The sequence below is a fragment of the Streptomyces sp. NBC_01166 genome (genome assembly GCF_045039765.1).
Lineage (GTDB): Bacteria > Actinomycetota > Actinomycetes > Streptomycetales > Streptomycetaceae > Streptomyces.
Window position 1 is genome coordinate 461,150 of sequence record NZ_CP108613.1, and the last position, 20,579, is coordinate 481,728.

The 20,579-nt window shown below is 69.9% G+C and carries 19 protein-coding genes, 2 pseudogenes and 1 riboswitch; of the genes and pseudogenes, 8 read left to right on the forward strand and 13 right to left on the reverse strand.

All coding sequences use genetic code 11. The annotated features are described in order from the left end of the window. Positions 1 to 35: 35 nt before the first annotated feature. Together OG379_RS02380 and OG379_RS02385 are read right to left on the reverse strand one after the other, a co-directional pair. Complete coding sequence (locus OG379_RS02380; protein ID WP_405658729.1) at positions 36 to 1,361, reverse strand: geranylgeranyl reductase family protein; 1,326 nt, start codon at positions 1,359 to 1,361, stop codon at positions 36 to 38. 109 nt (positions 1,362 to 1,470) lie between these two features. Beyond that, positions 1,471 to 1,674 (reverse strand): cold-shock protein, encoded by a 204-nt coding sequence (locus OG379_RS02385; protein ID WP_014158060.1) that lies wholly within the window; start codon positions 1,672 to 1,674, stop codon positions 1,471 to 1,473. Positions 1,675 to 2,192: 518 nt separating this feature from the next. Between OG379_RS02385 and OG379_RS02390 the strand changes: the two genes are divergently transcribed. Continuing rightward, the gene (locus tag OG379_RS02390; protein ID WP_405658731.1) at positions 2,193 to 2,801 is read left to right on the forward strand and encodes a hypothetical protein; all 609 of its coding nucleotides are present in this window, start codon (positions 2,193 to 2,195) and stop codon (positions 2,799 to 2,801) included. 346 nt (positions 2,802 to 3,147) lie between these two features. After that, complete coding sequence (locus OG379_RS02395; protein WP_405658734.1) at positions 3,148 to 4,377, forward strand: MFS transporter; 1,230 nt, start codon at positions 3,148 to 3,150, stop codon at positions 4,375 to 4,377. 24 nt (positions 4,378 to 4,401) lie between these two features. Here the strand turns inward: OG379_RS02395 and OG379_RS02400 are convergent, their stop codons facing one another. Beyond that, a complete protein-coding gene (locus OG379_RS02400; RefSeq protein WP_405658737.1) occupies positions 4,402 to 5,475 on the reverse strand; it encodes a glycerophosphodiester phosphodiesterase family protein in 1,074 nt (357 codons plus the stop codon). A gap of 217 nt (positions 5,476 to 5,692) precedes the next feature. On the opposite strand from OG379_RS02400, the gene OG379_RS02405 reads away from it, so the two are divergent. Next, entirely contained in the window at positions 5,693 to 6,583 is an 891-nt protein-coding gene (locus tag OG379_RS02405) for a TIGR03620 family F420-dependent LLM class oxidoreductase (RefSeq protein WP_405658739.1), read from the forward strand. Positions 6,584 to 6,601: 18 nt separating this feature from the next. Here the strand turns inward: OG379_RS02405 and OG379_RS02410 are convergent, their stop codons facing one another. The 3 genes from OG379_RS02410 to OG379_RS02420 all read right to left on the reverse strand — a co-directional run bounded on the left by OG379_RS02410 (position 6,602) and on the right by OG379_RS02420 (position 8,561). After that, a complete protein-coding gene (locus OG379_RS02410) occupies positions 6,602 to 7,468 on the reverse strand; it encodes a bifunctional 5,10-methylenetetrahydrofolate dehydrogenase/5,10-methenyltetrahydrofolate cyclohydrolase (protein ID WP_405658741.1) in 867 nt (288 codons plus the stop codon). Positions 7,469 to 7,490: 22 nt separating this feature from the next. Beyond that, positions 7,491 to 7,576, reverse strand: a riboswitch (ZMP/ZTP riboswitch). 238 nt (positions 7,577 to 7,814) lie between these two features. Continuing rightward, a complete protein-coding gene (locus tag OG379_RS02415) occupies positions 7,815 to 8,321 on the reverse strand; it encodes a GNAT family N-acetyltransferase (protein WP_405658744.1) in 507 nt (168 codons plus the stop codon). A 69-nt stretch (positions 8,322 to 8,390) separates the two neighbouring features. Beyond that, complete coding sequence (locus OG379_RS02420; RefSeq protein ID WP_393754275.1) at positions 8,391 to 8,561, reverse strand: hypothetical protein; 171 nt, start codon at positions 8,559 to 8,561, stop codon at positions 8,391 to 8,393. Between the two features lie 414 nt (positions 8,562 to 8,975). Between OG379_RS02420 and OG379_RS02425 the strand changes: the two genes are divergently transcribed. Further along, positions 8,976 to 9,935 (forward strand): alpha/beta hydrolase family protein, encoded by a 960-nt coding sequence (locus OG379_RS02425; protein WP_405658748.1) that lies wholly within the window; start codon positions 8,976 to 8,978, stop codon positions 9,933 to 9,935. A 240-nt stretch (positions 9,936 to 10,175) separates the two neighbouring features. Here OG379_RS02425 and OG379_RS02430 read toward each other — a convergent pair whose 3' ends face one another. Further along, positions 10,176 to 11,249, reverse strand: a complete 1,074-nt coding sequence (locus OG379_RS02430) for an alkene reductase (RefSeq protein WP_405658751.1) — start codon at positions 11,247 to 11,249, stop codon at positions 10,176 to 10,178. A gap of 122 nt (positions 11,250 to 11,371) precedes the next feature. Between OG379_RS02430 and OG379_RS02435 the strand changes: the two genes are divergently transcribed. Next, positions 11,372 to 11,752, forward strand: a complete 381-nt coding sequence (locus OG379_RS02435; RefSeq protein WP_405658753.1) for a MerR family transcriptional regulator — start codon at positions 11,372 to 11,374, stop codon at positions 11,750 to 11,752. Positions 11,753 to 11,799: 47 nt separating this feature from the next. On the opposite strand, the gene OG379_RS02440 is transcribed toward OG379_RS02435, so the two are convergent. The 4 genes and pseudogenes from OG379_RS02440 to OG379_RS02455 all read right to left on the reverse strand — a co-directional run. Beyond that, positions 11,800 to 12,381 (reverse strand): DUF1707 domain-containing protein, encoded by a 582-nt coding sequence (locus tag OG379_RS02440; protein ID WP_393754286.1) that lies wholly within the window; start codon positions 12,379 to 12,381, stop codon positions 11,800 to 11,802. A 241-nt stretch (positions 12,382 to 12,622) separates the two neighbouring features. Beyond that, positions 12,623 to 12,889, reverse strand: a complete 267-nt coding sequence (locus tag OG379_RS02445) for a hypothetical protein (protein WP_405658756.1) — start codon at positions 12,887 to 12,889, stop codon at positions 12,623 to 12,625. A gap of 61 nt (positions 12,890 to 12,950) precedes the next feature. Continuing rightward, positions 12,951 to 13,559 (reverse strand): annotated as a pseudogene (locus tag OG379_RS02450) (DUF6250 domain-containing protein); the annotation flags it as partial. Positions 13,560 to 13,661: 102 nt separating this feature from the next. Continuing rightward, positions 13,662 to 15,533, reverse strand: a pseudogene (locus OG379_RS02455) (hypothetical protein); the annotation flags it as partial. A 234-nt stretch (positions 15,534 to 15,767) separates the two neighbouring features. On the opposite strand from OG379_RS02455, the gene OG379_RS02460 reads away from it, so the two are divergent. Both OG379_RS02460 and OG379_RS02465 read left to right on the forward strand, forming a co-directional pair. Beyond that, the gene (locus tag OG379_RS02460; RefSeq protein WP_405658758.1) at positions 15,768 to 16,190 is read left to right on the forward strand and encodes a PPOX class F420-dependent oxidoreductase; all 423 of its coding nucleotides are present in this window, start codon (positions 15,768 to 15,770) and stop codon (positions 16,188 to 16,190) included. A gap of 182 nt (positions 16,191 to 16,372) precedes the next feature. Further along, positions 16,373 to 16,804: a VOC family protein gene (locus OG379_RS02465; RefSeq protein WP_393754292.1), complete on the forward strand. Its 432-nt coding sequence runs from the start codon at positions 16,373 to 16,375 to the stop codon at positions 16,802 to 16,804. 73 nt (positions 16,805 to 16,877) lie between these two features. Here the strand turns inward: OG379_RS02465 and OG379_RS02470 are convergent, their stop codons facing one another. Continuing rightward, a complete protein-coding gene (locus tag OG379_RS02470) occupies positions 16,878 to 17,645 on the reverse strand; it encodes an NPP1 family protein (RefSeq protein WP_405658761.1) in 768 nt (255 codons plus the stop codon). 116 nt (positions 17,646 to 17,761) lie between these two features. Continuing rightward, positions 17,762 to 18,910, reverse strand: a complete 1,149-nt coding sequence (locus OG379_RS02475; protein ID WP_405658763.1) for a hypothetical protein — start codon at positions 18,908 to 18,910, stop codon at positions 17,762 to 17,764. A gap of 175 nt (positions 18,911 to 19,085) precedes the next feature. Here OG379_RS02475 and OG379_RS02480 point away from each other — a divergent pair, with 175 nt between their 5' ends. Continuing rightward, on the forward strand, positions 19,086 to 20,507 hold the full coding sequence (locus OG379_RS02480; RefSeq protein ID WP_405668386.1) for a hypothetical protein: 1,422 nt from the start codon (positions 19,086 to 19,088) through the stop codon (positions 20,505 to 20,507). The last annotated feature ends 72 nt before the right edge of the window (positions 20,508 to 20,579 follow it).

A 20,579-nucleotide genomic window follows, 5' to 3' on the forward strand; every position in this document is an offset into this window, starting at 1 on the left:
CTACGTCCCTTGCGGATACCCCTGATGTGGCGAGCTCACCGGGGACCCCGCGCACCCAGCCCTCGCGCGAGCCGGCCGGGCGCCGGGACCATCCGTACGATGCCGCGGACGAGTGTGTCGATCAAGTCGTCGGAAGGCGCGTCGCTTCCGTGTGTAAGCAGCCGGGCGAGGGTGTGCACCAGAGCAGGCGAGCCCATGACTCGGCGGCTGAGCAGCGGCCGGTATCCATAGCGGGCGAGCACCAGCTCCGCGACGGTGTTGCCGAGCCGGTAGTAGCGTCCCCAGCGGCGGTTCACCTCATTCGCGTACTGGTGCAGAGCCTGCTCCCGCCCTGGGCCGGCCCGACGGTGCAGGGCGAGAGCGACGGTCTCGGCCGCGACCTCGCCCGCCTCCATCGCCTGGACTATGCCCTCACCGCTCCATGGACTGACCATGCCCGCGCTGTCGCCGACGAGGAGCAGACCGCGACGGTACTGAGGGCGGCGGTTGAACCCCATGGGCAGCGCGGCGCTGCGCAGTGGCGAGTCGGCGTTCTCCTCCCGCAGATCCCAGTGCTGGGGCACCCGGGTCAGCCACCGGTCCATGGTGGCCCGCAGGTCCACGGATCCGTGACCGCGGTGCGGCAGCGCGCCCAGGCCGACGTTCACACGGCCGTCGCCGAGGGGGAAGATCCATCCGTATCCCGGCAGGTCACGGCCGGTACGGGAACAGAGGAGGTCGGCCCAGAGCTCCAGGTAGGGGTCATGGGTGCGGGCTTCGCTGCGGTAGTACCGGCGGGCGGCGGTGGCCATCGGCCTGTTCGGGTCGCGCTCCAGGCCCATGGCGAGGGCGGTCCGGGCGGAGGCGCCGTCGGCGGCGATCACCACGGGGGCGCGGTAGTTCTGCGGCTGCTTGTCGGCTCCCGCGACCGCGCTCACGCCGATGATGCGGCCGGCACGGTCGGTCAAGGGACCCGTCGCCTTGGTGTCCAGGCACAACCGCGCACCGGCGGCCACGGCCTGCCGCGCCAGGATGTCGTCGAAGTCGTGCCGGGAGCGGGTGAGGCCGAAGTCCGGGTGGCTGCCGGAGCGAGGCCAGTCGATGTGTACCTGGCGCCCTCCGCAGACCCACCGCATGCCTTTGGTCCGCATCCAGCCGGGAGCGTCGATGTCGACGCCCATGCGCACAAGCTGCTGCACACCTCGTGGGGTGAGACCGTCTCCGCACACCTTGTCCCGGGGGAACCTGCCCTTCTCAAGGAGCAGTACGTCGACGCCGGCCCGCGCCAGGTGGAGCGCCGCCGCAGAACCCGCGGGCCCCGCGCCCACCACGATCACCTGTGCCTGGTGGTCGCCGCTCCCCGCACCGTCCTCTGACTCCACGTGCTGACTCCTCGATGAGCGTGGCGGGTGCCGACGAGTTGGGCGTGTGCGAGACGCCAGGCCCCCGGGTCGTGCTCCCCGAGGGCCTGGGCGATCTCGACCTGCGCTGTCAGGCAGTCGTGATGTTCTCCGCCTGCGGGCCCTTCTGGCCCTGGGTGACGTCGAAGGTGACGGCCTGGCCTTCCTGGAGCTCACGGAAGCCAGTCGCGTTGATGGCGGAGTAGTGAGCGAAGACGTCCGGCCCGCCGCCGTCCTGCTGGATGAAGCCGAAACCCTTTTCGGCGTTGAACCACTTGACGGTTCCGCTGGCCATGCTGATGCCTTCCCTTTGATATCCGGATCCGCACCTCGCGGTCCCGGAGGCGCCGTGGGTCCGCACCGATACAGCAAAGCGCCCGCACCGAAGCGCGGGCAGGTACGGCGAACCACGACATCTGGCAGTGACGCTACATGGCGAAACCGGCCCCCACCAGAGAGCAACGGCGCGATGTGTGCGTCCAGGGGGCTCCGATCACTCCTACGGAGCGATTTGGGCGTGAACTGCGGATGCGCGTCACCGGATTGGCCACGTCGGGAAGCCACGAAAGATCCCTGGTCCGGTTGCTGGTGATCGCCTCCCCCCAGGCACAACTTCGGGCCAACATCGCGCAGTCATCTCGGTGTAAAAAGTCCGCACACGGGGTCCCGTCCACTCTGGCTCCCCACGTTCGAGCACACGGACGAGGTCCGTATCCGTGGTAATTCGGTATCCACTGGGGGGTTGCCCACGTTGGTGTCGGTAGCATCAGCTGCCCTAGGTATTTGAGACACACAGCGAAAGACGAGGACTGCATGTCCGAAAACACTCCTACATCCGGCATCAGCGCAGACTACGCACAGCGGATCACCGACGATCTCGCGGCGAACCGAAGTGAGCAGGACCGGATGCGCACCGAGCTGACCCGACTGCAGGACGAGCTCATCCAGTTGGAGGAGGGTGAGCGCATCCTGGTCAAGATGCAAGAGGTGCTCGGCGGCACCGGGAAGCCCGCTGCGAGCAAGGCCAAGGCCGACAAGCCGGCGGCCGCCGTCCCGGCCGCCCGGCGCGCCAAGGGCAGGACCGCGGCCAAGAAGAGCGGCAGCGGCTCGAAGACTCGGGCCGAGAAGCAGACGTCCACCCCTGACCGGACCACGGCGTCCAAGAAGGCCGGGGAGCCGACGTGGCGCGAACTGGTCACGGCGTATCTCACGGATCAGAGGGAGCCGAGGTCCGCCGCCGAGGTGGCAGCCGCCCTGAGCGAGGCCCACCCTCAGCGGACGACCCAGGTGACCGTGGTCCGCAACACCCTTGAGCAAGGGGTCGCGCACGGGCTGCTGGAGCGCTCCAAGCAGGGTCGCTCCGTCTACTACAGCCCTGTCTCCGCCGCGAGCGTCGGCGGCGCCGGTACCGCGGCCGAGTAGCCGCGGCGCAAGGGCTGAGGACCCATGCGTCCCGGCCCGGCCCCAGGCCGTTGACCGCCTGTCCCGGGTCCGGCCGCTCCAGCTCGGAACATGCCGGGCCCGCGGGGTCCGGCACGCACACACCTGCGGCGTTGTCGACGAAGCGGCGGCCGGGGAGGCGCGCACCGCTCCGCCTCCCGGCCGCCTCGTCCCCACCCTGACTCCAGGCCGTCGCCGCGGGGAACAGATGCCTCACGCCGTTACGTCCGGCCTGATCCAGAAGGCACGTCCGGCCCGGTCCAGAAGAAGCGTGCACCACACAGGATCGGGAGTGTACGTTCGTACGCTCGGACTATATGGTCTCCGTATGACTGTTGACGCGCCGAGCCGGCCTGCCCTGGCCGAGCGGCAGGCCCGGGTAGCCGTTGCCGTGCTGTTCTTCACCAACGGGGCCCTCTTCGCCAACCTGCTGCCGAGATATCCGCAGATCAAAGCCGATCTGGGCATGAGCAACGCCGTTTACGGGCTGGCCGTCGCGGCCTTCCCGGCGGGGGCCATCGCCGCCGGTCTCGCGGCGGGCGCCGCCATCCGGAGACTTGGTTCGGCGCGGGCGGCGGTGCTGGGCACTCTGCTGACCGGCGCGGGCATTCTCGCCGCGGGCCTGGCCGACTCGGTCGCACTCCTCGCGGGAGCGCTGTTCCTGGCCGGCGCGATGGACGCCGTCACCGATGTCGCGCAGAACGCCCATGGACTGCGGGTGCAGCGCCGCTACGGACGCTCCATCATCAATTCCTTCCACGCGATCTGGTCGATCGGCGCCGTCGCCGGGGGGTCCATGGCCGCCGCCGCGATCGCGCTCGGTCTCTCGAGGGGCCAGCACCTGACGATCTCTGCCGTGGTGTTCGCGGTCGCGGCGTGCGTGGCTCTGCGGTACTGCCTGTCCGGCCCCGAGAGCGAGCCGGCCACCGCACCCGAATCCGACGGCCGCGTGGACCGCGCCGCGGGCCATGAGACCGCGGCACGGCGGCGCACCGTCTACGTGCTGGCTGCCCTCGTCCTCATCGCCACGGCCGGGACCCTCGTCGAGGACGCGGGCAGTTCCTGGGCGACGCTCTACCTGTCCGGATCACTGCACGCGTCGGTCACTCTGGCGGCCTTCGGCTACATCGCCCTGGTGGGAGCCCAGTTCATCGGCCGCATCATCGGCGACCGGCTCGTCGACCGGTTCGGCCAGCGCACCGTGGCACGGGCAGGCGGCCTGATCACGGCAGCCGGCATGGGCCTCGCGCTGGCGGTGCCCTCGGTACCCGGCACGATCCTTGGTTTCGCCGCGGCCGGGTTCGGCGTGGCGACACTCGTGCCCGCGGCCATGCACGAAGCCGATGAACTGCCCGGCCTCAAGCCCGGCTCGGGACTGGCCATCGTCTCCTGGCTCATGCGCCTGGGCTTCCTGGCCTCGCCCCCGATCGTCGGGCTGGTCACCGACGCCACGAGTCTCCGGGTGGGCCTCCTGGTGGTGCCACTCGCCGGGCTGCTCGCTCTCCTCCTCGCGGGAGTGCTGCGGAACGGGAACACGAGCGGCCGGCCGGGCACGTAGCGGATCCGTCTCCGCCCGGCGTCGTCAGTGACGCGGCGCCGGGTAGGCCCTGGGCAGAGGCATGCCACGAGCGGCCATGATGTCCCGTACGCGGTCGGGGTAGTCGGTGATGATTCCGTCGATGCCCATGTCCATGAGCGCCTCGACGGTGGCCGGGTCGTCACAGGTCCAGGGGATGACCTCCAGTCCGCGCCGGTGCGCGTCCCGGATCATCTTCCTGTCGGGGTAGAACCGGAAGCCGGGGTCCGCGACGGTTCCGTTCTGCGGGAATCCGTAGTTCGGGGACAGCGCGGTCACCCCGGGAACCGACGCCGCTGCCCTCACGAAGTCACCGTCGTAGTCATCGGCGTCGATGCCGCCGAGCCAGGGGGAAGCGCCGGGCTTCCCCACTTCGAGGAAGTCGTAGTTCGTCAGTGCCACCAGGGGGTAGGCGGGCGCGAGCTCGTGCATCTCCTTGAGCGCCCCCCAGTCGAAGGACTGGACGGACACCTGCTTGCCGATGCCCGACCGGCGGATCTCCTCGTGGACGCGGCGCACGAACAGCTTGCGCGGAGCGGTCTGTTCCGGCGCCCCGGCCTCCACCTTCGTCTCGATGTTCAGCTTGATCCGCTTGGCGCCGTAGCTCTTCACCAGGCCGAGGACATCCTTCAGTTCGACCATGCGGTGGCCCTTGATCTGTTCCTGCTCAGGAAAACCGGGCAGCTGCCGGAAGCCGCAGTCCATGCTCTTGATCTGTGCGAGTGTCAGGTCCTTGATGTACTTGCCGACATACGGGTACATCAGGTCGCCGGGTGTGAGCGGGCCGGTGTCCTCGCACTTGTGGGCACTGACCTGACGGTCGTGAGTCACCACCACCTTCCGGTCCTTGGTGACCTGGGTGTCCAGCTCCAGAGTGCTGACGCCCATGCGTATCGCTTTGGCGAAGCCCTCGAGGGACGCCTCCGTGGTCAGTCCGAGGCCTCCGCGGTGGGCCTGCAGGTCGAAGGCCGCCCTGCGAACCGGTTCGTGCTCGTGGGGAGCCGTGGCCGCCTGCGCGGTCGTTGGGACAGTGAGCGCGGGCAGAAGGGCCAGGCCGGCGACTGCGTGCCTCAGGGACATGTATGCCTCGTCTGTTGCGTCGAACTGGACGCCGCGAAGCCAATCCTGGGGATTCGGCCCGCACGAGGCCCCACAGCAAGGACATGATGAACGTACGCGTAACGGTCGCTCCCGAGGAAGCCCTGGGCCCTCCACGACGCCACCCCACCCTGCCCCCCGTTCGAGTGAATTCCTGGCCGGCGGGGAATAGCGGGTTCAGGTGGCTGTTGACATCACCATGACTTCTGAGACGCGTGAGACATTCGGACGGGTCGGCATCTGGAGCGGTGCGCTGCACGCGTCACGCACGGACGACGCGGGCAGGGACGCGATCGCGGAAGCGGCCGCCGAGCTCGAAGAGCTGAAGTACGGCACTCTCTGGATCGGGGGCAGTCCCTCGGTCGACGACGCCGCGGCTGTCGTCGCCGCCACCCGCACAGTCACCGTGGCCACCGGCATCCTGAGCATCTGGGATCACTCCGCCGAGGAGGTGGCGGCGCGGGTCGCCGAGATCGACGCGAGCACGCGCGGACGGTTCGTGCTCGGCCTGGGCGTCAGCCACGGCCCGATGGTGCCGCAGTACAAGAAGCCGTACAGCGAGATGGTCGCCTATCTCGACGCGCTCGACGCCGCGAACCCTCCGGTGGACCAGGGACGCCGGGTGCTCGCCGCGCTCGGCCCGAAGATGCTGAAGCTGGCCACCGACCGGGCGCTGGGGGCGCACCCCTATCTCGTCACAGCGGAACACACCGCGGAGGCGCGTGCGGCGCTCGGCCCCGACGCGTTGCTCGCCCCGGAACTCTCGGTGGTCCTCGACACCGACACGGACCGGGCCCACACCACAGCGCGCAACATGCTGGCGAGGTACCTCCAGTTGCCCAACTACACGGACAACCTGCTTCGCCTGGGGTTCGCGGAGAGCGACTTCGACGGCGGCGGCAGCGTCCGTCTCCTGGACGCGCTCTTCGCCCTGGGTGACGCCGAGAGGGTGAAGGCCCGGACCCAGGAGTACCTCGACGCCGGCGCCGACCACGTGGCACTCCAGATCCTCACCGCCGAGGAGGGCGGCAGCGGCCTGCCGCGGGCCGAATGGCGTGAACTGGCAGAGGCGTTCGGCGACGAGTTGTAGCGGTCCGCTCCCCGGCCTTCAGAGCCCCTGGACTCCTAGTTGATTCGCCGCCGCCGCCACGGTCTGCGCGAGCAGGACCGCGATGGTCATCGGGCCCACGCCGCCGGGCACCGGAGTGATCAGACCGGCTCGGGTGCGAGCGGTGTCGTACTCCACGTCGCCGACGTTGCCCGCGTTGTAGCCCGCGTCGATCACCACGGCGCCGGGCTTGATGTCTTCACCCCGGATCAGCCTGGGGCGTCCCACGGCCGCCACCACGATGTCCGCTTCCCGGACGATCGCTGACAGGTCCGCTGTGCGGGAGTGGCAGTACGTCACCGTTGCGTCCTTCGCGAGGAGCAGCATCCCGACCGGTTTACCGAGAATCGCACTGCGCCCGACCACGACAGCGTGCTTGCCCGCGAGCTCGACGTCGTACGCCTCCAGCAACCGCATGATCCCGCCGGGAGTGCAGGACACGAATCCTGGCAGAGCGAAGCTCATCGAGGCGAAGGAATCCATGGTGACCCCGTCGACATCCTTCTCCGGGGCGATGGCCTCGAACGCCGTTCGCTCGTCGATGTGCGGGCCGCAAGGATGCTGGAGCAGGATGCCGTGGATTTCCGGATCCTCCGAAAGGGACGTGAGGACGTCGACCAGTGCGGCGGTCGTGGTCCCGGCCGGCAGTCCGATGAGCCGGGACCGGATGCCGGCCTTGGCGCAGCGGGCTCGTTTCATGCGGACATACGTGACCGAGGCGGGGTCCTCCCCGACCAGCACCGTCGCCAGACAGGGGCTGGTTCCCGTGCGCCCTGCGATCTCGGCCGCCTTGGCAGCGGCCTCTTCGACGACGCGTGCGGCGAGGCTGGTGCCATCCATGAGCTGGGCCGACTGAGTCGGAGTCATCGTTGCCCTCCAGGCGTTGCTGACCAATCGCCCAGGCGCACGGCATCGACTTCCCGTCGGACCGCTCCCCGGTGGTGCTCCACCTCAGCGCCAGTCACGGCCCACGGAGCACTGTAGCGGACGCCTCGCTCCCGTTCGGTGTCCTCGATCAGGACGGCCTGCGAACGGTGAATGCTCCTGACGTGCCCCACACAACACACCGGACACCTCCCGGAATCCCGAACAGGTGCTGAAACCTGAAGGTGCGCGAAGCCGTGCGCACTGCTGCTCGGCCGAGCCTGCGGGCCCGTGGACCTGGTATCCGTCGTACGACGGGGCGCCCCCGCGCAGTTCCGGGCGCACCGCCTCACAGGTCTCTGCGCATGCAGACCCTTGGCCATCGGTCCAGGCCGTGAGCGGCTTCCTGCCTGCGGATTTCCCGCAGGCCGGGGCCGATCTCGCTGTCGTCGAGCGGGTGGAAGCCGCAGCGCGCGTAATAGGGAGCGTTCCAGGGGACATCGGCGAACGTGGTCAGGGTGAGGGCCGGCGCGCCGCAGGCCGCCGCGTGACCGGCGAGATGGTCCAGCAACCCGCGTCCGACAGCGCGACGTGCCTGATCCGGGTGGACGGACACCTGCTCGACGTGGAGGTTCCCGTCCACGTGTTCAGCGATGAGGTAGGCCACTGGAGCGTCCGCCGGATCGACGGCGACCCAGGCCGTCCCGTCCCTCAGGTAGCGCGCCAGTTCACCGACCGGGAGTGGCTCGTCCTCGGCGATCTCGGGCATGCCGATGTCACGGAAGCACTGTCCGGCGGCTCGCTCGATGCCCTGGAGCAGCGGAAGCTCTTCGACGTTCACGGGGCGGATACGCATGGGGGCATTGTCCCCGGCGCCCGGCCCCCGCGTGCGCCGCCCCGGGCGGGCGAGCACCCGGGGCGACGGTCATCGCCGGCCGGCGCGCCGCCCGTTACCGATGCCTGCGACGTGCAGAGCCAGCAGGAGGAGGCCGATGAGCATGACATTCGTCGAGGCGAAGATGTCATTCGTCGCTATGTCGGCGGCGTTGATCAGAAAGGCGATGAAGAACAGTACTGCCGCGGCTATACCCAGCATGACGTTGCTCCTTCTGTTGTTGGAACACGTGTGCCCCCGCATGCTTGGATCACGCCGGCCGGAGGCCGCGTTTCCGTCGAGGCGCCGAGGTGGCATCGTGCACGATGCCGGGGCCGAGTCGCCCTGCCCGGCGGTTCGATCAACCACGTCGTGCGTGTCGGCGCCACCGTGCGCCGCCCAGTTCTCACCCACGTCGAAGGACATGTGGCCCGGGAATCGCGGCAGCCGCCGTCGGCCGCAGCACCACCACGCTCTCCCCGGACCGTCGTTGACAAAGCGGAACGCTGCTCCGTATTCTAATCGGAACAGCGGTCCGGTTTCAGTGGAGCTGCGACCGGATGCCTCTGCCCGCCCACGCCCGGCGGACCGGACCTGCGGCGGAGGCCATTGCATCGATTTTGAATGGACATGCACATGAGTGAATCGACCCACGCGGCGGATGCTTTCGGCTCCCCCGCCCCCGTCCTGTCGGTCAGTCCGGTGGTGCTGTCGGCTCCGGGACGCGCTGTGGATCTGGAGGTGCGGGTCTCCGCACCCATGAGCGGGAGCGCCCTGCCGGTCACCCTCCTCTCGCACGGGCAGGGCCCCTCGAACCACCTCTCCTCACTGAATGGTTACGCCCCTCTTGTGAACTTCTGGGCGTCACACGGGTTCGCCGTGATCCAGCCGACTCATCTGAGCTCGAGGACACTGAACCTCGATCCCGACACCCCCGGCGCGCCCCTGTACTGGCGTTCGCGGGCCGAGGACATGAGCAGCGTCCTCGACCAGCTCGACGCGATCGAGGCCGCCGTCCCGCAGCTCCTCGGGCGACTGGACCGGACCAGGGTCGCCGCGGCCGGGCACTCGATGGGCGGGCACACCGCGAGTGTGCTGCTGGGAGCCCGGATCACCGATCCCGACGACGGAGCGGAAGTTGCTCTGGCCGATCCCCGGATCAAGGCGGGCGTACTGCTGGCGGCACCCGGCAGGGGTGGGGACGCCCTCACCGATTACGCGGCCGAGAATCTCCCCTTCGCCTCGACCACGGACTTCTCCACGATGACGACACCCACGCTCGTGGTCGTCGGCGAGAAGGACGCTTCGCCCCATCTGACGGTCCGGGGCCCGGAATGGCACACGGATGCGTACGTCCTCTCCTCGGGCTCCAAGACACTGCTCACCCTGTTCGACGCGGAGCACGGGCTCGGCGGGGTCTCCGGATATGACGTCGCCGAGACCACGGACGAGAACCCCGAGCGGGTGGCCGCGGTCCAGCGGCTCACCTGGGCCTACCTCCGCACCCGGCTCTACGCCGGGGACCCGGCGTGGCAGGCGGCGTGTGACGCACTGACGACCGGTTCCCGCGCGTTCGGACGGGTCGAGTCGAAGTAGGCCGAGGCCCAGACCTGCTGTTCCGGAGAGAGCGGCCGGCGGGGCTGAGGATCACTGTCCTCGGTCCGCGACTTGGGCCGAGGAGCGGAAGATCCTGGCCGACGCCTTCCCGCACGGAACCGTCGAGGAGCATTACGTGGTCAGCCCGGCCCTGGCCATCTCCTGAAAGGCCGAGCCGGCCCGGCCGCCCCGGAACGACACGTGGCGGTGCGCGTCGAAGCCGTCAGCCCGTAAGCGGCATCAAGCCGTGTACTGGTAGGCCGGGTAGGTCAGGTAACCGTCGTCGCCGCCCTGGTAGTACGTGGTCTCGTCGACGGGAGCGATCGGCAGCCGGGAACGCAGCCGCTCCACGAGGTCGGGGTTGGCGATGAACGCGCGGCCGAAGCCGATCAGGTCCGCCCCGAGCTCGAGCCAGTGGTCCGCTTCGGCCCTGCCGGTCTGCTTGGGCCCCATCGGGAACACAGGATTCATGATCAGGGTCCCCGGCCATGCACGCCTCAGGTCCAGCAGCACTTCTTCGTCCACCGTGGCCTCGAGATGTACGTACGCGAGGTCCAGCCGCGCCAGCTCGGCAAGCAGCGCCTTGTTGAGCTCAAGGGCGTCGGTCTCCTCGACGCCCCAGAAGCCGCCGCCCGGGGACAGGCGTATGCCGGTCCTCGCGCCCCCGACCGCCTGCACCGTCGCGGAGACCGCCTCGACGGCGAACCGGATCCGATTGGCCACCGAACCGCCGTAGGTGTCCGTACGCAGGTTGGCGTTCGACGAGAGGAACTGGGAGATCAAGTAGCCGTTGGCACCGTGCAGTTCCACACCGTCGAAGCCCGCGTCGATCGCACGGCGGGCGGCGCTCGCATACGCCAGGGCGTGCTCCCCCACCTCGGCGGTCTCCAGTTCACGCGGGAGCGGGGCGGGCTGGGGGCCCGTGGGGGTGAACACGTCACCCACGGCGGGGACCGCGGAGGGTCCGACCGGCTGCATACCGGTGGTGTCCGGGTGCGACACCCGGCCGCCGTGCATGATCTGCGCGAAGATACGGCCGCCGTTCGCATGCACCGCGGACGTCACCGGACGCCATGCGGCCACCTGCTCATCGGTGTGCAGTCCCGGCGTGCCGGGATTGGACTGACCGATAAGGCTCGGCTGCACCCCCTCGCTCACGATGAGTCCGGCCGTCGCCCGCTGGGCGTAATAGGCGGCCATGGAGGAGGTCGCGAGACCACCCGCGGCAGCCTGGACCCGCGACATCGGGGCCATCACCATCCGGTTGGGCAGCGTCAGATCACCGAGCTGGTAGCTGTGGAAGAGGCTGGTCATGTCGAGAACTCCCCTGCGTCGATACTCCGCGCCCGGCTGCCGGGCACATCGATTACGCTAAAACCTCACATCAATGTCAGAGGCAAGGCCTGTGACGCACACCACAGATCACAGGGGGTCTCATGCGGATCGGGGAACTCGCGTCACGGACCGGAGCGAGCGTCCGGTCCCTGCGCTACTACGAGGAGCAAGGACTGCTCGCCAGCGTCCGCAGCAGCAGCGGACAACGGCACTACACGGACGACCAGCCCGAGCGGGTCGAATTCATCCAGCGGATGTACGCGGCAGGCCTCTCCAGCCGCACCATCGCCGAGCTGCTCCCCTGCGTCGACTCGCCGAGCCAGGACAACTCCGACTCCGCGCTCGATCGGATGGCGCTCGAACGAGACAGACTCACCCGGCACATCGCCGACCTCGCGGCCACCCGGGACGCGCTCGACGGGCTCATCTCCACGGCACGCGCCTACCGGGAACAGCTTCAGGGAACAGCGACCACCGGCTGAGGGCGCACGGAGGGCCACGCCGGCCGGTGCCGCCCCAAGGCCCCTGATCAGCGAATCTCCCGCAGCAGCTTGCGGCGTTCACCGCGCTTGGGGTGACGGACAGTCACTCCGCCCATCCCGCAACTACCGGTCAGGCGGATCAGGGGTGAGCCCGGGAGCTTCTCGGCCGTCGTCCTGTTCCGCAGGCCGGCCAGGCCGGGGTCCAACTCCCCCTCCTCGACCACCCAGCCGTCAGGGATGACGATCTCGACACCACCGGCCTGCCCGTCCACCTCGATCTCGACCACACGCAGACGGCACTCGACACGCGTGAAGTCGATCTTGACGCTGCCCAGGCCGCCGTACGCCTTGATCTGCTCGGGTACCCGCCAGACCCCCTCCCGCACCGCGCCGGCCACGCCGCCTTTGAGCAGCAGCGGCTGAGCCGGCGGCATGGTGCGCAGCAGATCGGCGGTGAGCGGCGCCAGTTCGTCGTGCGTCCTGGCGGCCAGGGCCACTTCCAGCCGCGCGCCCAGCTCGTCGAGGTCGATGCGGCCGTCGGCCGCCGCTTCCTGCAGCTCCGCCACCACGGCTTCGCGGTCCGCGTCGGAAGCGCGCAGGGGGACGGGGTGCGAGGGCTCAGCGCTCATATGCCGATGATAACGAGCGCACTGGCCATGCGGACCCTCAACGACCGTCATGGTCAGGGTGCGTCCGGCACCCATGCCTAGACAAGGCCCAGCAGGCCCGGGAAGCGGGAGTCGAGGTCCCCGACACGGAACGTGGCGCGGGGTTCCGCCGATCGTTCGGGGTTCCACTCCGACGCGGGGACCGTGCCGCCGGCCGGACCCCGGCCGCGGTGACGGGCCCGCGCAGTGGGAGGCGGACGGCTCAGGGGCTGTCCGCCTCCCAGGCCCAGCGCCTCGGATCGCCGGTGACGGGCCCGTACACGGCACGTCCTCCCGCACCGAACTTCCCGAGCTCGGTGCCCAGTGCGGCGCCGACGGCGAGGCGCTCCTCGGGCCAGCCGGTCACGTCCAGGAGCAGGCCGTCCAGCGGGCCGCCCACCAGCTCCACGTAGACGTGCCCTGGCCGCGGCCCCGGGTCCGGGTCCTCGTGGTCGGCGCCGTAGACGCGGCGTCTCATCAGTTCGTCCATGGCTCCAGCATCACAGCCACCACCGACAATCCTCCTCGGCGAGCCGGCGCACGGCGGCTCGTCACCTGCGTGTGGGCGGGCGCCAGACCGTGAAGTCGCTGATCCTGAAGTGGCTGGTGACCGTCCGGAACGCGAAGTGACCGCTGGTGTACGGCTCCGGGTCCTGGTGGTCGAACACGAGGCGACCGTTGTTCCACCACTGCACTGTCGAGCCGTCCGAGACGATCCGGACCCGGTTGGGCTCGTTGGCCGTCAGCAGGGGGGCCGTGTAGTCGAGCAGGAGGGGACGGTTGCCCGCCTCACCGACGTATCGGCGCAGCCGGGTCGTGGTGTTGGAGTTCGCCCCGTAGCCGACGTAGTAGGTCTTCAGGTGGTCGTACTCCGCCAGGGCGCCGCCGCGTGCGGTGGCGAAGAGGTCGCGTGGTGAGCGGACGTCCGTGGCGTTCCAGAAGTTGTTGAGGTCGGACACCCTGTCGTTGGCGCCGCCTTCGGACACCGCGGTGGCCGTGTACTCGATCTCGTACGGGCCGCTGAGCCTGCGGTCGAACCAGACCGTCGCCCCACTGGGCACGTCGATGTCGAGCACACCGTCCGCGGCTGTCACGCTCCCGCCCTCCTGGAGCTCGGAGGTCCACCGGCCGGTGCCCGAGCGGAAGGTGTCCCGTGCGATCGGGGTCCAGGCTCGGTCCTGGCCTGTGTCCGTCCGGATCGCCGGCCGGGGCGGGTTCTTGGAGCCGTAGCCGAGGTGGTAATCCGTGAACGTGGACTGGAGATAGCCGCGTACGGTCCAGCCGAGGCGGTGGGCGGGGTTGTGGGCCAGGGTGTAGAGGCGGGTGGAGGTCGGCTCGGTCGTGGTGTAGAGGCGCAGGGCCGTGTGGTCGTCGGACTCCGCGAGGATCTCCTCGCGCCAGTCGCCCAGAACGTCCCCGTAGAACGGGGTGGCGTTGCGAGCTCCCGGGACGACACCCGCGGGGTCGAACACGCGGTCGGCGGTCTCCCGTGCGGGGTCCCACTTCTCGACGTGCGTGCCGTCGAGCAGCTCGGCTCCCTTGTCCCCGTCCCACCAGATCCGGAAGTTGACGCTGGGCGTGGTGCCTGAGACCTTGCCGTCCCGGACGTTGCGGACGCCCGCGCCCGGCGCGGTCACATCGGCGGTGGAGGTCCAGTACTCGAGCCCCGGGTGGCGCGGGTCGATGTCGGCCGCGGTGCCCCGTCCGACGTCGAGGTCTGCCTCGCTCGCCGGATCGGCGGGGTGCTCCCCCGTCACCAGGCGTTCGCCGGTGTCGGCGTCGTAGTAGTACCAGGGGAAGCGGGACACGACGCCGAGTTCCGACTGCTGGATCGCGAACCCTTCCAGCCCCGGCCTGGCCGGGTCCAGGTCCGCGATGTGGAAGCGGTCGCCGTGGCCGGCGCCGTCGACGACGTACCGCAGGGTGCCGTCGCTGTTGACGACGTAGTTGCCGTCGGCGATGTCGTCCTTGCCGTCCTGGTCGACGTCGACGGTCCGGATCTGGTGGAAACTCGTGGCCCCGCTGTCGGTCGGTACGACGTACTTCCACTTCCGCTTCAGCTCACGGCCGTCGAAGTCCCAGGTCTGGATCAGGGTCCGGAAGGCTCCTCGCTTTGCGCCCACGCGGGTGACGAGTTTGGACACCGGGCTCGGGTGGACCCCGTCGAGGTAGGCGATGCCGAACTGGCCGCCGGAGGGGCCGTCGGCGGTGAAGTCGTCGGGCACCGGCTGCCGTGTGCGTTCGGTGCCGGTCGCGCCGTCGACGACGGAGACGAACTGGTCGGCCGGCGATTCCGCTTCGACGCTGCCCCCGTCGGCGAACGTGGTGCCGTCCGCGGTGTGGACGAGCACCTCGGCCCGGCCGTCGCTGTCCAGGTCATAGACGGTGACGTTGTCGTCGTTGCGGAATCCGCCGATGGCGGTGGATCCGCTGACCGCCGCCGGGGCGGGGTCGTTGGCGCCGTTCCCGGAGACCTGGTTGTACGATCCGGGGCCCTGGTCGATGCGCCACAGACGCTCACCGGTGAGGGTGTAGGCCTCCAGGAGGTCCGGCTGGTCCCTGGTGCCGGACAACCTGCTGACCACGAGCTCGTAGCCGCCGTCACCGTCGAGGTCGCCGGGCCAGGCGTGCTGCACGGTGTATCCGGCGGCGTCGGCCAGGGGTATCTCGGCGTACCCCTGCCCGAAGTCCAGCGCACCGTCGCTCGGCTTCTTCTCTCGGCCGTCCACGACCGCACGCACGGTGTAGGCGCCGTGCCCCCGACTGTCGTCCTGGTACGTGGTCGACGAGGTGACCGGCCGGTGATTGAGGCGCTTGCCGCCCCGGTAGACGTTGAAGGCGATGTCCGAGCCGTACTCGGTGCCGAGCAGTCGCCAGCTGAGGAAGGTTCCGCGGCCCGAGGGGACGGCGACGAGGCCCCGGTCGAGTTTCTCCAGGATCCGTCGGGGCCGCTCGTCGACGGGCCGGGCAGTGTCGGATGCCGCGTGTGCGGCGGGGGCGGCGAGCAGGCCTGCGAGAGCGGCCACGGCACTCGCCGCCGCGATTCTGCGGCGCCCGGAGCGGACGGGGAGCATGGTGGGGTCCTCCGAAGATGGAAAGCGCTGTCTACGAAGATCCACAGTGCCGCCGCTCATCCGTGGTGTCGACGTTTCCCTGCGGGCTGCCACGCGACCGCAATGCGCCGCTCACATTGGGCGGTCGCGGAGCCGCGGCCCGGAAGCTGCGCGGGCTTCCCGGCGCGGGCGCGCAGCGTGGGGGCGGTACCGGCCGCCGCTCGCGTCGTGTGGCAGCGTGGAGGCGCGCCTTCCGAATCATCCGGTGTGGTCCACCGTCACGGGGAGGGCGCACCACGAGACAGAGGAGAGAACATGTCGAAACCTCCGCTCCCCGAGGCCGCGGTGGCGATGCTCCGCAAGCCCAACCCGGCTGTGATCGCCACCCTTCGCTCGGACGGACAGCCGGTGTCCACAGCCACCTGGTACCTCTGGGATGACGGCCGGGTGCTGGTCAACATGGACGAGGGGCGCAAGCGCCTGGAGCACGTACGTCGGGATCCGCGTGTCACCCTGACGGTGCTCGACGACTCCGACTGGTACACCCATGTGACCCTGATCGGGCGCGTCGTCGAGATGAGCGACGACGAGGGTCTGGCCGGCATCGACCGGCTGTCCCAGCAGTACCTCGGCCAGCCGTACGCGGACCGTGAGCGTGCCCGGGTCAACGCCTGGATCGAGATCGACCGCTGGCACGGATGGGGCGGCTTCCGGGACAGCTCCCAGGCTGCGACCTGAGGTCTCCCGTCCGGGTCGTCCAGGGCCCGGGCCGAAGGCCGGGGCGCCCCGGCACCGAGGCCCGGGCTCCCGGCGGAGTAAATGGTCGAAGTACAGGCCTTGCTGGCGTTTCGGCGTGCGATGCGGCTCCCTCGTGGGTGACGGTGGACCTCCAGGCGCACCGGCTCTGCTGAGGAGGCTCCATGAACTGGACACTCGAGGTCGTCCCGATCCCCGTCACCGACATGGACCGGGCGAAAGCGTTCTACTCGGAGAAGGCGGGCTTCACGCTGGATCTGGACGACGAGGTCGCCCCCGGTATGCGCATCATCCAGATGACGCCACCGGGGTCGCGGTGTTCGATCGCCATGCTCAAGGGGATGCCCGCCTTCCCCGGGGAGAAGGTGATGGCTCCCGGCACGCTGCACGGTCTCCAGGTCTGCGTGACGGACATCGAGGCGGCACGCGAGGAGTTGGTGGGCCGCGGCGTGGACGTCTCCCCCATCCGGCACGTCGGCGCGACGGGCTGGGAGGAAGGCAAGGGGGACACCTGGAACTCGTTCATGTCCTTCGCCGATCCGGACGGCAACGGGTGGGTGGTCCAGGAGGCACCCTCCGAGCTCTCGGCCCGCTGACGTTCGCCGGTGTGAGCCACGCCCACCCGCCCCGCACCGGGACGGGTGGGCGACGTCGCCCGCTCCTCGTACGTCAGGCGTCAGGGTCGAAGGGGATACCGGCAGGGAGGGCCTTCCGCAGGTGGGCGGCGAAATTCCCGTCCTTGAGGCCGAAGACCGCGCTCCCGAAGTCCGCCTGGACCAGCTTGTCCCGCAGGCCGGCCGGGTAGCCGTTCCAGCCGACGAGAGCCGGGAACCGCCACCCGCCGTAGTGGTTCTCCGGCGGCTCGTCGCCGGAATTCGCGGGGCGGAAGCAGTGGGTGCTCACGCCGTCCTTGTGATAGACGATCTTGGGGTGGGTTCCGTCCCACCTGATCCGGTCATTGGCGTAGACGTCGAAGTCGCCGTGGGCAGAGGTGGACACGTAACGGGCCTCGTTGTTCTGGACCCACACCACGACGTGCTCCCAGTCGTGCCGGTGCCCGCCGAGCCCGCTGCCGGCCACGGCCTGGTCCTTCTCGAAGTAGAGCCCGTACATGACGGCGCACCACCCGTTGTTGCACTTGGAACGCGCGTAACCGTTGGTGTTGTCCAGGTCCACGGCGTCACGGCAACTGCCGTTGACGGCCCCGGTGGTGTTGAGGCCGGGGGCGATCGTCCCGTCGGGTCCGATCGCCGGTGTGGGGTAACAGCCGTCGGTGTCGTAGTCGTACGCCGGCTGGAATGCCTGCTCCATCGCGTCCGCGTTCGCCGCCAGCGCGGCCGGCGGGGCGGCGAGCGCGCTGCTCGCGGAAGTGATGACCAGAGCGACGGCACTGGCCAGGACCAGTGCTGCCTTGTGGATCGGTGCGCTGCTTCTCACTGCGTCCTCCCGGTCGGCGCGTGAATGTGGGGGGCACGCGCGCTACGCCTGACATGCCCATCACAAGCGCGTTGAACCCTGGGGGTTCACCGGGTCATACGTCGAAGGGCCACGCCTCAGCGCGTGCGTTGCCCCGAGGCCGTCGTCGCCCCTGAGGTGCGGGCCAGGGCGGTCTTGCCCGGGCGCAGGGTCCACGGCACCGGATCGGTGTTCATCAGCCAACCGTCGGCGATCAACCGGCGGATGACGTGGATGCGTAGCTCCCGTGACATCTTCCCCCAGCCCATCGCCTTGCAGAGCTGTTTGACGGAGGGTCCGTGACCGTGCGCGGCGCGGAAGGCGGCGGCGAATTCGGCGGCGGCGGGTCCCTGGGCGGGGTACTTGGCCTCCCAGGCGGTGTAGGCCGCGCGTACCTTCTCCTCGAACTGGGCAGGAACCGCCGTGCGCATGAAGGCCTCCGAGACCCTTTCCGTGGTCAGGGAGCACTCGGGGCAGCGCTCAACGGCTTCGACGTGCCGCCGCAGAGCCACGCTCGCCCGGTCCTTCCACGCGTCCCAGCTCAGCCGCTCCGTCTCCGGCTCGTCGCGGGTCCTGGGCGGGGTGTCGGACGGCGGCCGCGTTCCCGACAGGTGACGGACGGCTTCGGAGAGCAGATACCGCTCACCGTCCAACTCGCACAGGAACCCCTTGGCGAGCAGTTCGGGCAGGGCGGCCCGGCAGTCGTCGGGCAGGTGGGCAGGCAGCGTGCCGTGCTCGTCGGCCGGGCCGTGGGCGGCCAGGAACAGTGCGGCCAGTCGCCCGGCGCTCGAGGTCTTCTTGACCGGCTTGGCCGCCATGGTCCGGACCGTCCAGCCCGACACCCTGGACCGCATCACCTTGCCGAAGGGCAGCCGGGGATCCGGCCGGTCGGCGAGGTCCGGCACGGTGACGGCCACGGGGGTCACCATGTCCTCTCCGAGCAGGGCCTCCTGGCCCTGCCAGCCCAGTGCGGCGAACGAGGTGACGGCACCCTCGGGGTCGGCCAGCCGCAGCGCGCGCAGGTCCTGCCCGGTGAGGTTGCCGATTCCTCGCCGGGCCGCCCGGATGGAGACGACGACCGCGAGAAGTTGTGCATCGGCTCCCTTCAGCGGCAACGAGCCCACATAGGCCATGAGCGCGCGGGCGGCCTCTCCCTGGCGGGGCGTCAGCAGGAAGGGCTTCGGCTTCGCCACCGGCGCGGTCGGAGCGGCGGGCGAGCTGGAGAAAGAGGTGGGCACGCCCTGCACAACGCGCGCGAAGGGCCGAGGTCACCGTTCGTACCGAAGTACGCGCCCGGGCGTCCGCCGGTAAACGATATGAACGCAATCACGGGACCCCTGGCGGATGTCCCGGGCATGGCTAGCATCGGCCGGCATGCACCGGAGCGAGAAGCCAGGAGGCAGTACCGTGTTCGCCTTTCTCATGAAGCCGCGTTCACGCCGGAGGCTGTCCACGGTGACGGCAGGCTGTGTCGCGGGGATTCTCGCCGCGGGCGTCATCGGCCCGGCCCGGCCTGCGGTCGCGGCGCCCGGCACGGTCGCCTGCCCGGCGGCCCTGGCGGCGAAGGCCACGTGCTACGCCGGCCAGGATTCCCACGGCGCCCACTACACCGTCGCCATCCCCCACACATGGAACGGAACGCTGGTCATGCATGCCCACGGCGGACCCGACCTGGGCGAGGAGTCGGACCCGCAGCGCAGCGGCGACGATCTGGAGCGCTGGTCGGTCATGGTCGACGAGGGCTATGCCTGGGCGGGTTCGGCCTACCGTCGAGGCGGATACGGGACGAGGATGGCGGCCGCGGACACGGAGAATCTGCGCCGGCTGTTCACGGAGAGGTTCGGGCGTCCTGGCACCACGCTGATCCACGGGCAGTCCTGGGGCGGGAACGTGGCCGCGAAGACCGTCGAGATGTACGGCGGCGCCGGCTCGCCCTACGACGGCGCGCTGCTCACGAACGGTGTCCTCGCGGGCGGCTCCCGCGGCTACGACTACCGGGTGGACCTCCGTGTCGTCTACCAGTACTACTGCCGGAACCACCCACGCCCGTCCGAACCGTCGTACCCCCTGTGGATGGGTCTCCGCGAGGATTCGGCCATGACCGGGGCGGGGTTGCGAGCCAGGCTCCAGGAGTGCACGGGCTACGCCTCACAGCCCGCGGACCGGACGGCCCTCCAGCAGCGGAACCTGGACGACATCCTCGCGGTCACGAAGATCCCCGAACGCACCCTCGAGTCGCACCTCTCCTTCGCGACGTTCACCTTCCGCGACATCGTCCGGCGACTCGGCCTGCGCAGCCCCTTCAGCAACCAGCACGTGCGCTACAGCGGCTCGCACGACGACGCGGCACTGAACGCCGGGGTCGAGCGGTTCTCCGCCGATGCCTCGGCGCGGCGCGACCTGTCGTACGACAGTGATGTGACCGGAGCGGTGTCCGTCCCGGTGCTGACCATGCACGCCATCGACGACCCCACAGCCTTCGCCGAGCACGAGGCGGCGTACCGCGACAGTCTGGAGGGCGCCCACCGCGACCGTCACCTCGTGCAGACCTTCACACAGGAGCGCGAGCACAGCGGTCTCAGCACGGCGGAGTACGCCGCCGCGGTCTCGGCGCTGTCCGGGTGGGTACGGACGGGCCGTAAGCCGACCCCGTCGTCCGTCGCGTCCTCCTGCCCCGCCTTCGACGCCGATTACGGGACCGGGTGCTTCTTCCGGCCGGCCCATCGTCCCGCCTCCTATGCCTCGCGGGTGAACCCTCGCGCGGGGGCCACACACTGGCCCGCGATGACGAGGTCTCAGGAGAAGAGGTGGAGCCGGCTGGGGAACGTGGGGATCGCGCCCTGAGACGCGGGGCAGGCGGTCCCGGAGGGTGCTCCTCCCGGGCGCAAGGGGCCCGGCCGGGAGCGGACCGCCCGG

Excerpts from the sequence above, each read along its gene's own strand:
- OG379_RS02385 (WP_014158060.1), bottom strand. The coding sequence starts at position 1,674 with ATGGCCAGCGGAACCGTCAAGTGGTTCAACGCCGAAAAGGGTTTCGGC.
- OG379_RS02390 (WP_405658731.1), top strand. The coding sequence starts at position 2,193 with ATGTCCGAAAACACTCCTACATCCGGCATCAGCGCAGACTACGCACAG.
- OG379_RS02395 (WP_405658734.1), top strand. The coding sequence starts at position 3,148 with ATGACTGTTGACGCGCCGAGCCGGCCTGCCCTGGCCGAGCGGCAGGCC.
- OG379_RS02400 (WP_405658737.1), bottom strand. The coding sequence starts at position 5,475 with ATGTCCCTGAGGCACGCAGTCGCCGGCCTGGCCCTTCTGCCCGCGCTC.
- OG379_RS02405 (WP_405658739.1), top strand. The coding sequence starts at position 5,693 with ATGACTTCTGAGACGCGTGAGACATTCGGACGGGTCGGCATCTGGAGC.
- OG379_RS02410 (WP_405658741.1), bottom strand. The coding sequence starts at position 7,468 with ATGACTCCGACTCAGTCGGCCCAGCTCATGGATGGCACCAGCCTCGCC.
- OG379_RS02415 (WP_405658744.1), bottom strand. The coding sequence starts at position 8,321 with ATGCGTATCCGCCCCGTGAACGTCGAAGAGCTTCCGCTGCTCCAGGGC.
- OG379_RS02420 (WP_393754275.1), bottom strand. The coding sequence starts at position 8,561 with ATGCTGGGTATAGCCGCGGCAGTACTGTTCTTCATCGCCTTTCTGATC.
- OG379_RS02425 (WP_405658748.1), top strand. The coding sequence starts at position 8,976 with ATGAGTGAATCGACCCACGCGGCGGATGCTTTCGGCTCCCCCGCCCCC.
- OG379_RS02430 (WP_405658751.1), bottom strand. The coding sequence starts at position 11,249 with ATGACCAGCCTCTTCCACAGCTACCAGCTCGGTGATCTGACGCTGCCC.
- OG379_RS02435 (WP_405658753.1), top strand. The coding sequence starts at position 11,372 with ATGCGGATCGGGGAACTCGCGTCACGGACCGGAGCGAGCGTCCGGTCC.
- OG379_RS02440 (WP_393754286.1), bottom strand. The coding sequence starts at position 12,381 with ATGAGCGCTGAGCCCTCGCACCCCGTCCCCCTGCGCGCTTCCGACGCG.
- OG379_RS02445 (WP_405658756.1), bottom strand. The coding sequence starts at position 12,889 with ATGGACGAACTGATGAGACGCCGCGTCTACGGCGCCGACCACGAGGAC.
- OG379_RS02460 (WP_405658758.1), top strand. The coding sequence starts at position 15,768 with ATGTCGAAACCTCCGCTCCCCGAGGCCGCGGTGGCGATGCTCCGCAAG.
- OG379_RS02465 (WP_393754292.1), top strand. The coding sequence starts at position 16,373 with ATGAACTGGACACTCGAGGTCGTCCCGATCCCCGTCACCGACATGGAC.
- OG379_RS02480 (WP_405668386.1), top strand. The coding sequence starts at position 19,086 with ATGAAGCCGCGTTCACGCCGGAGGCTGTCCACGGTGACGGCAGGCTGT.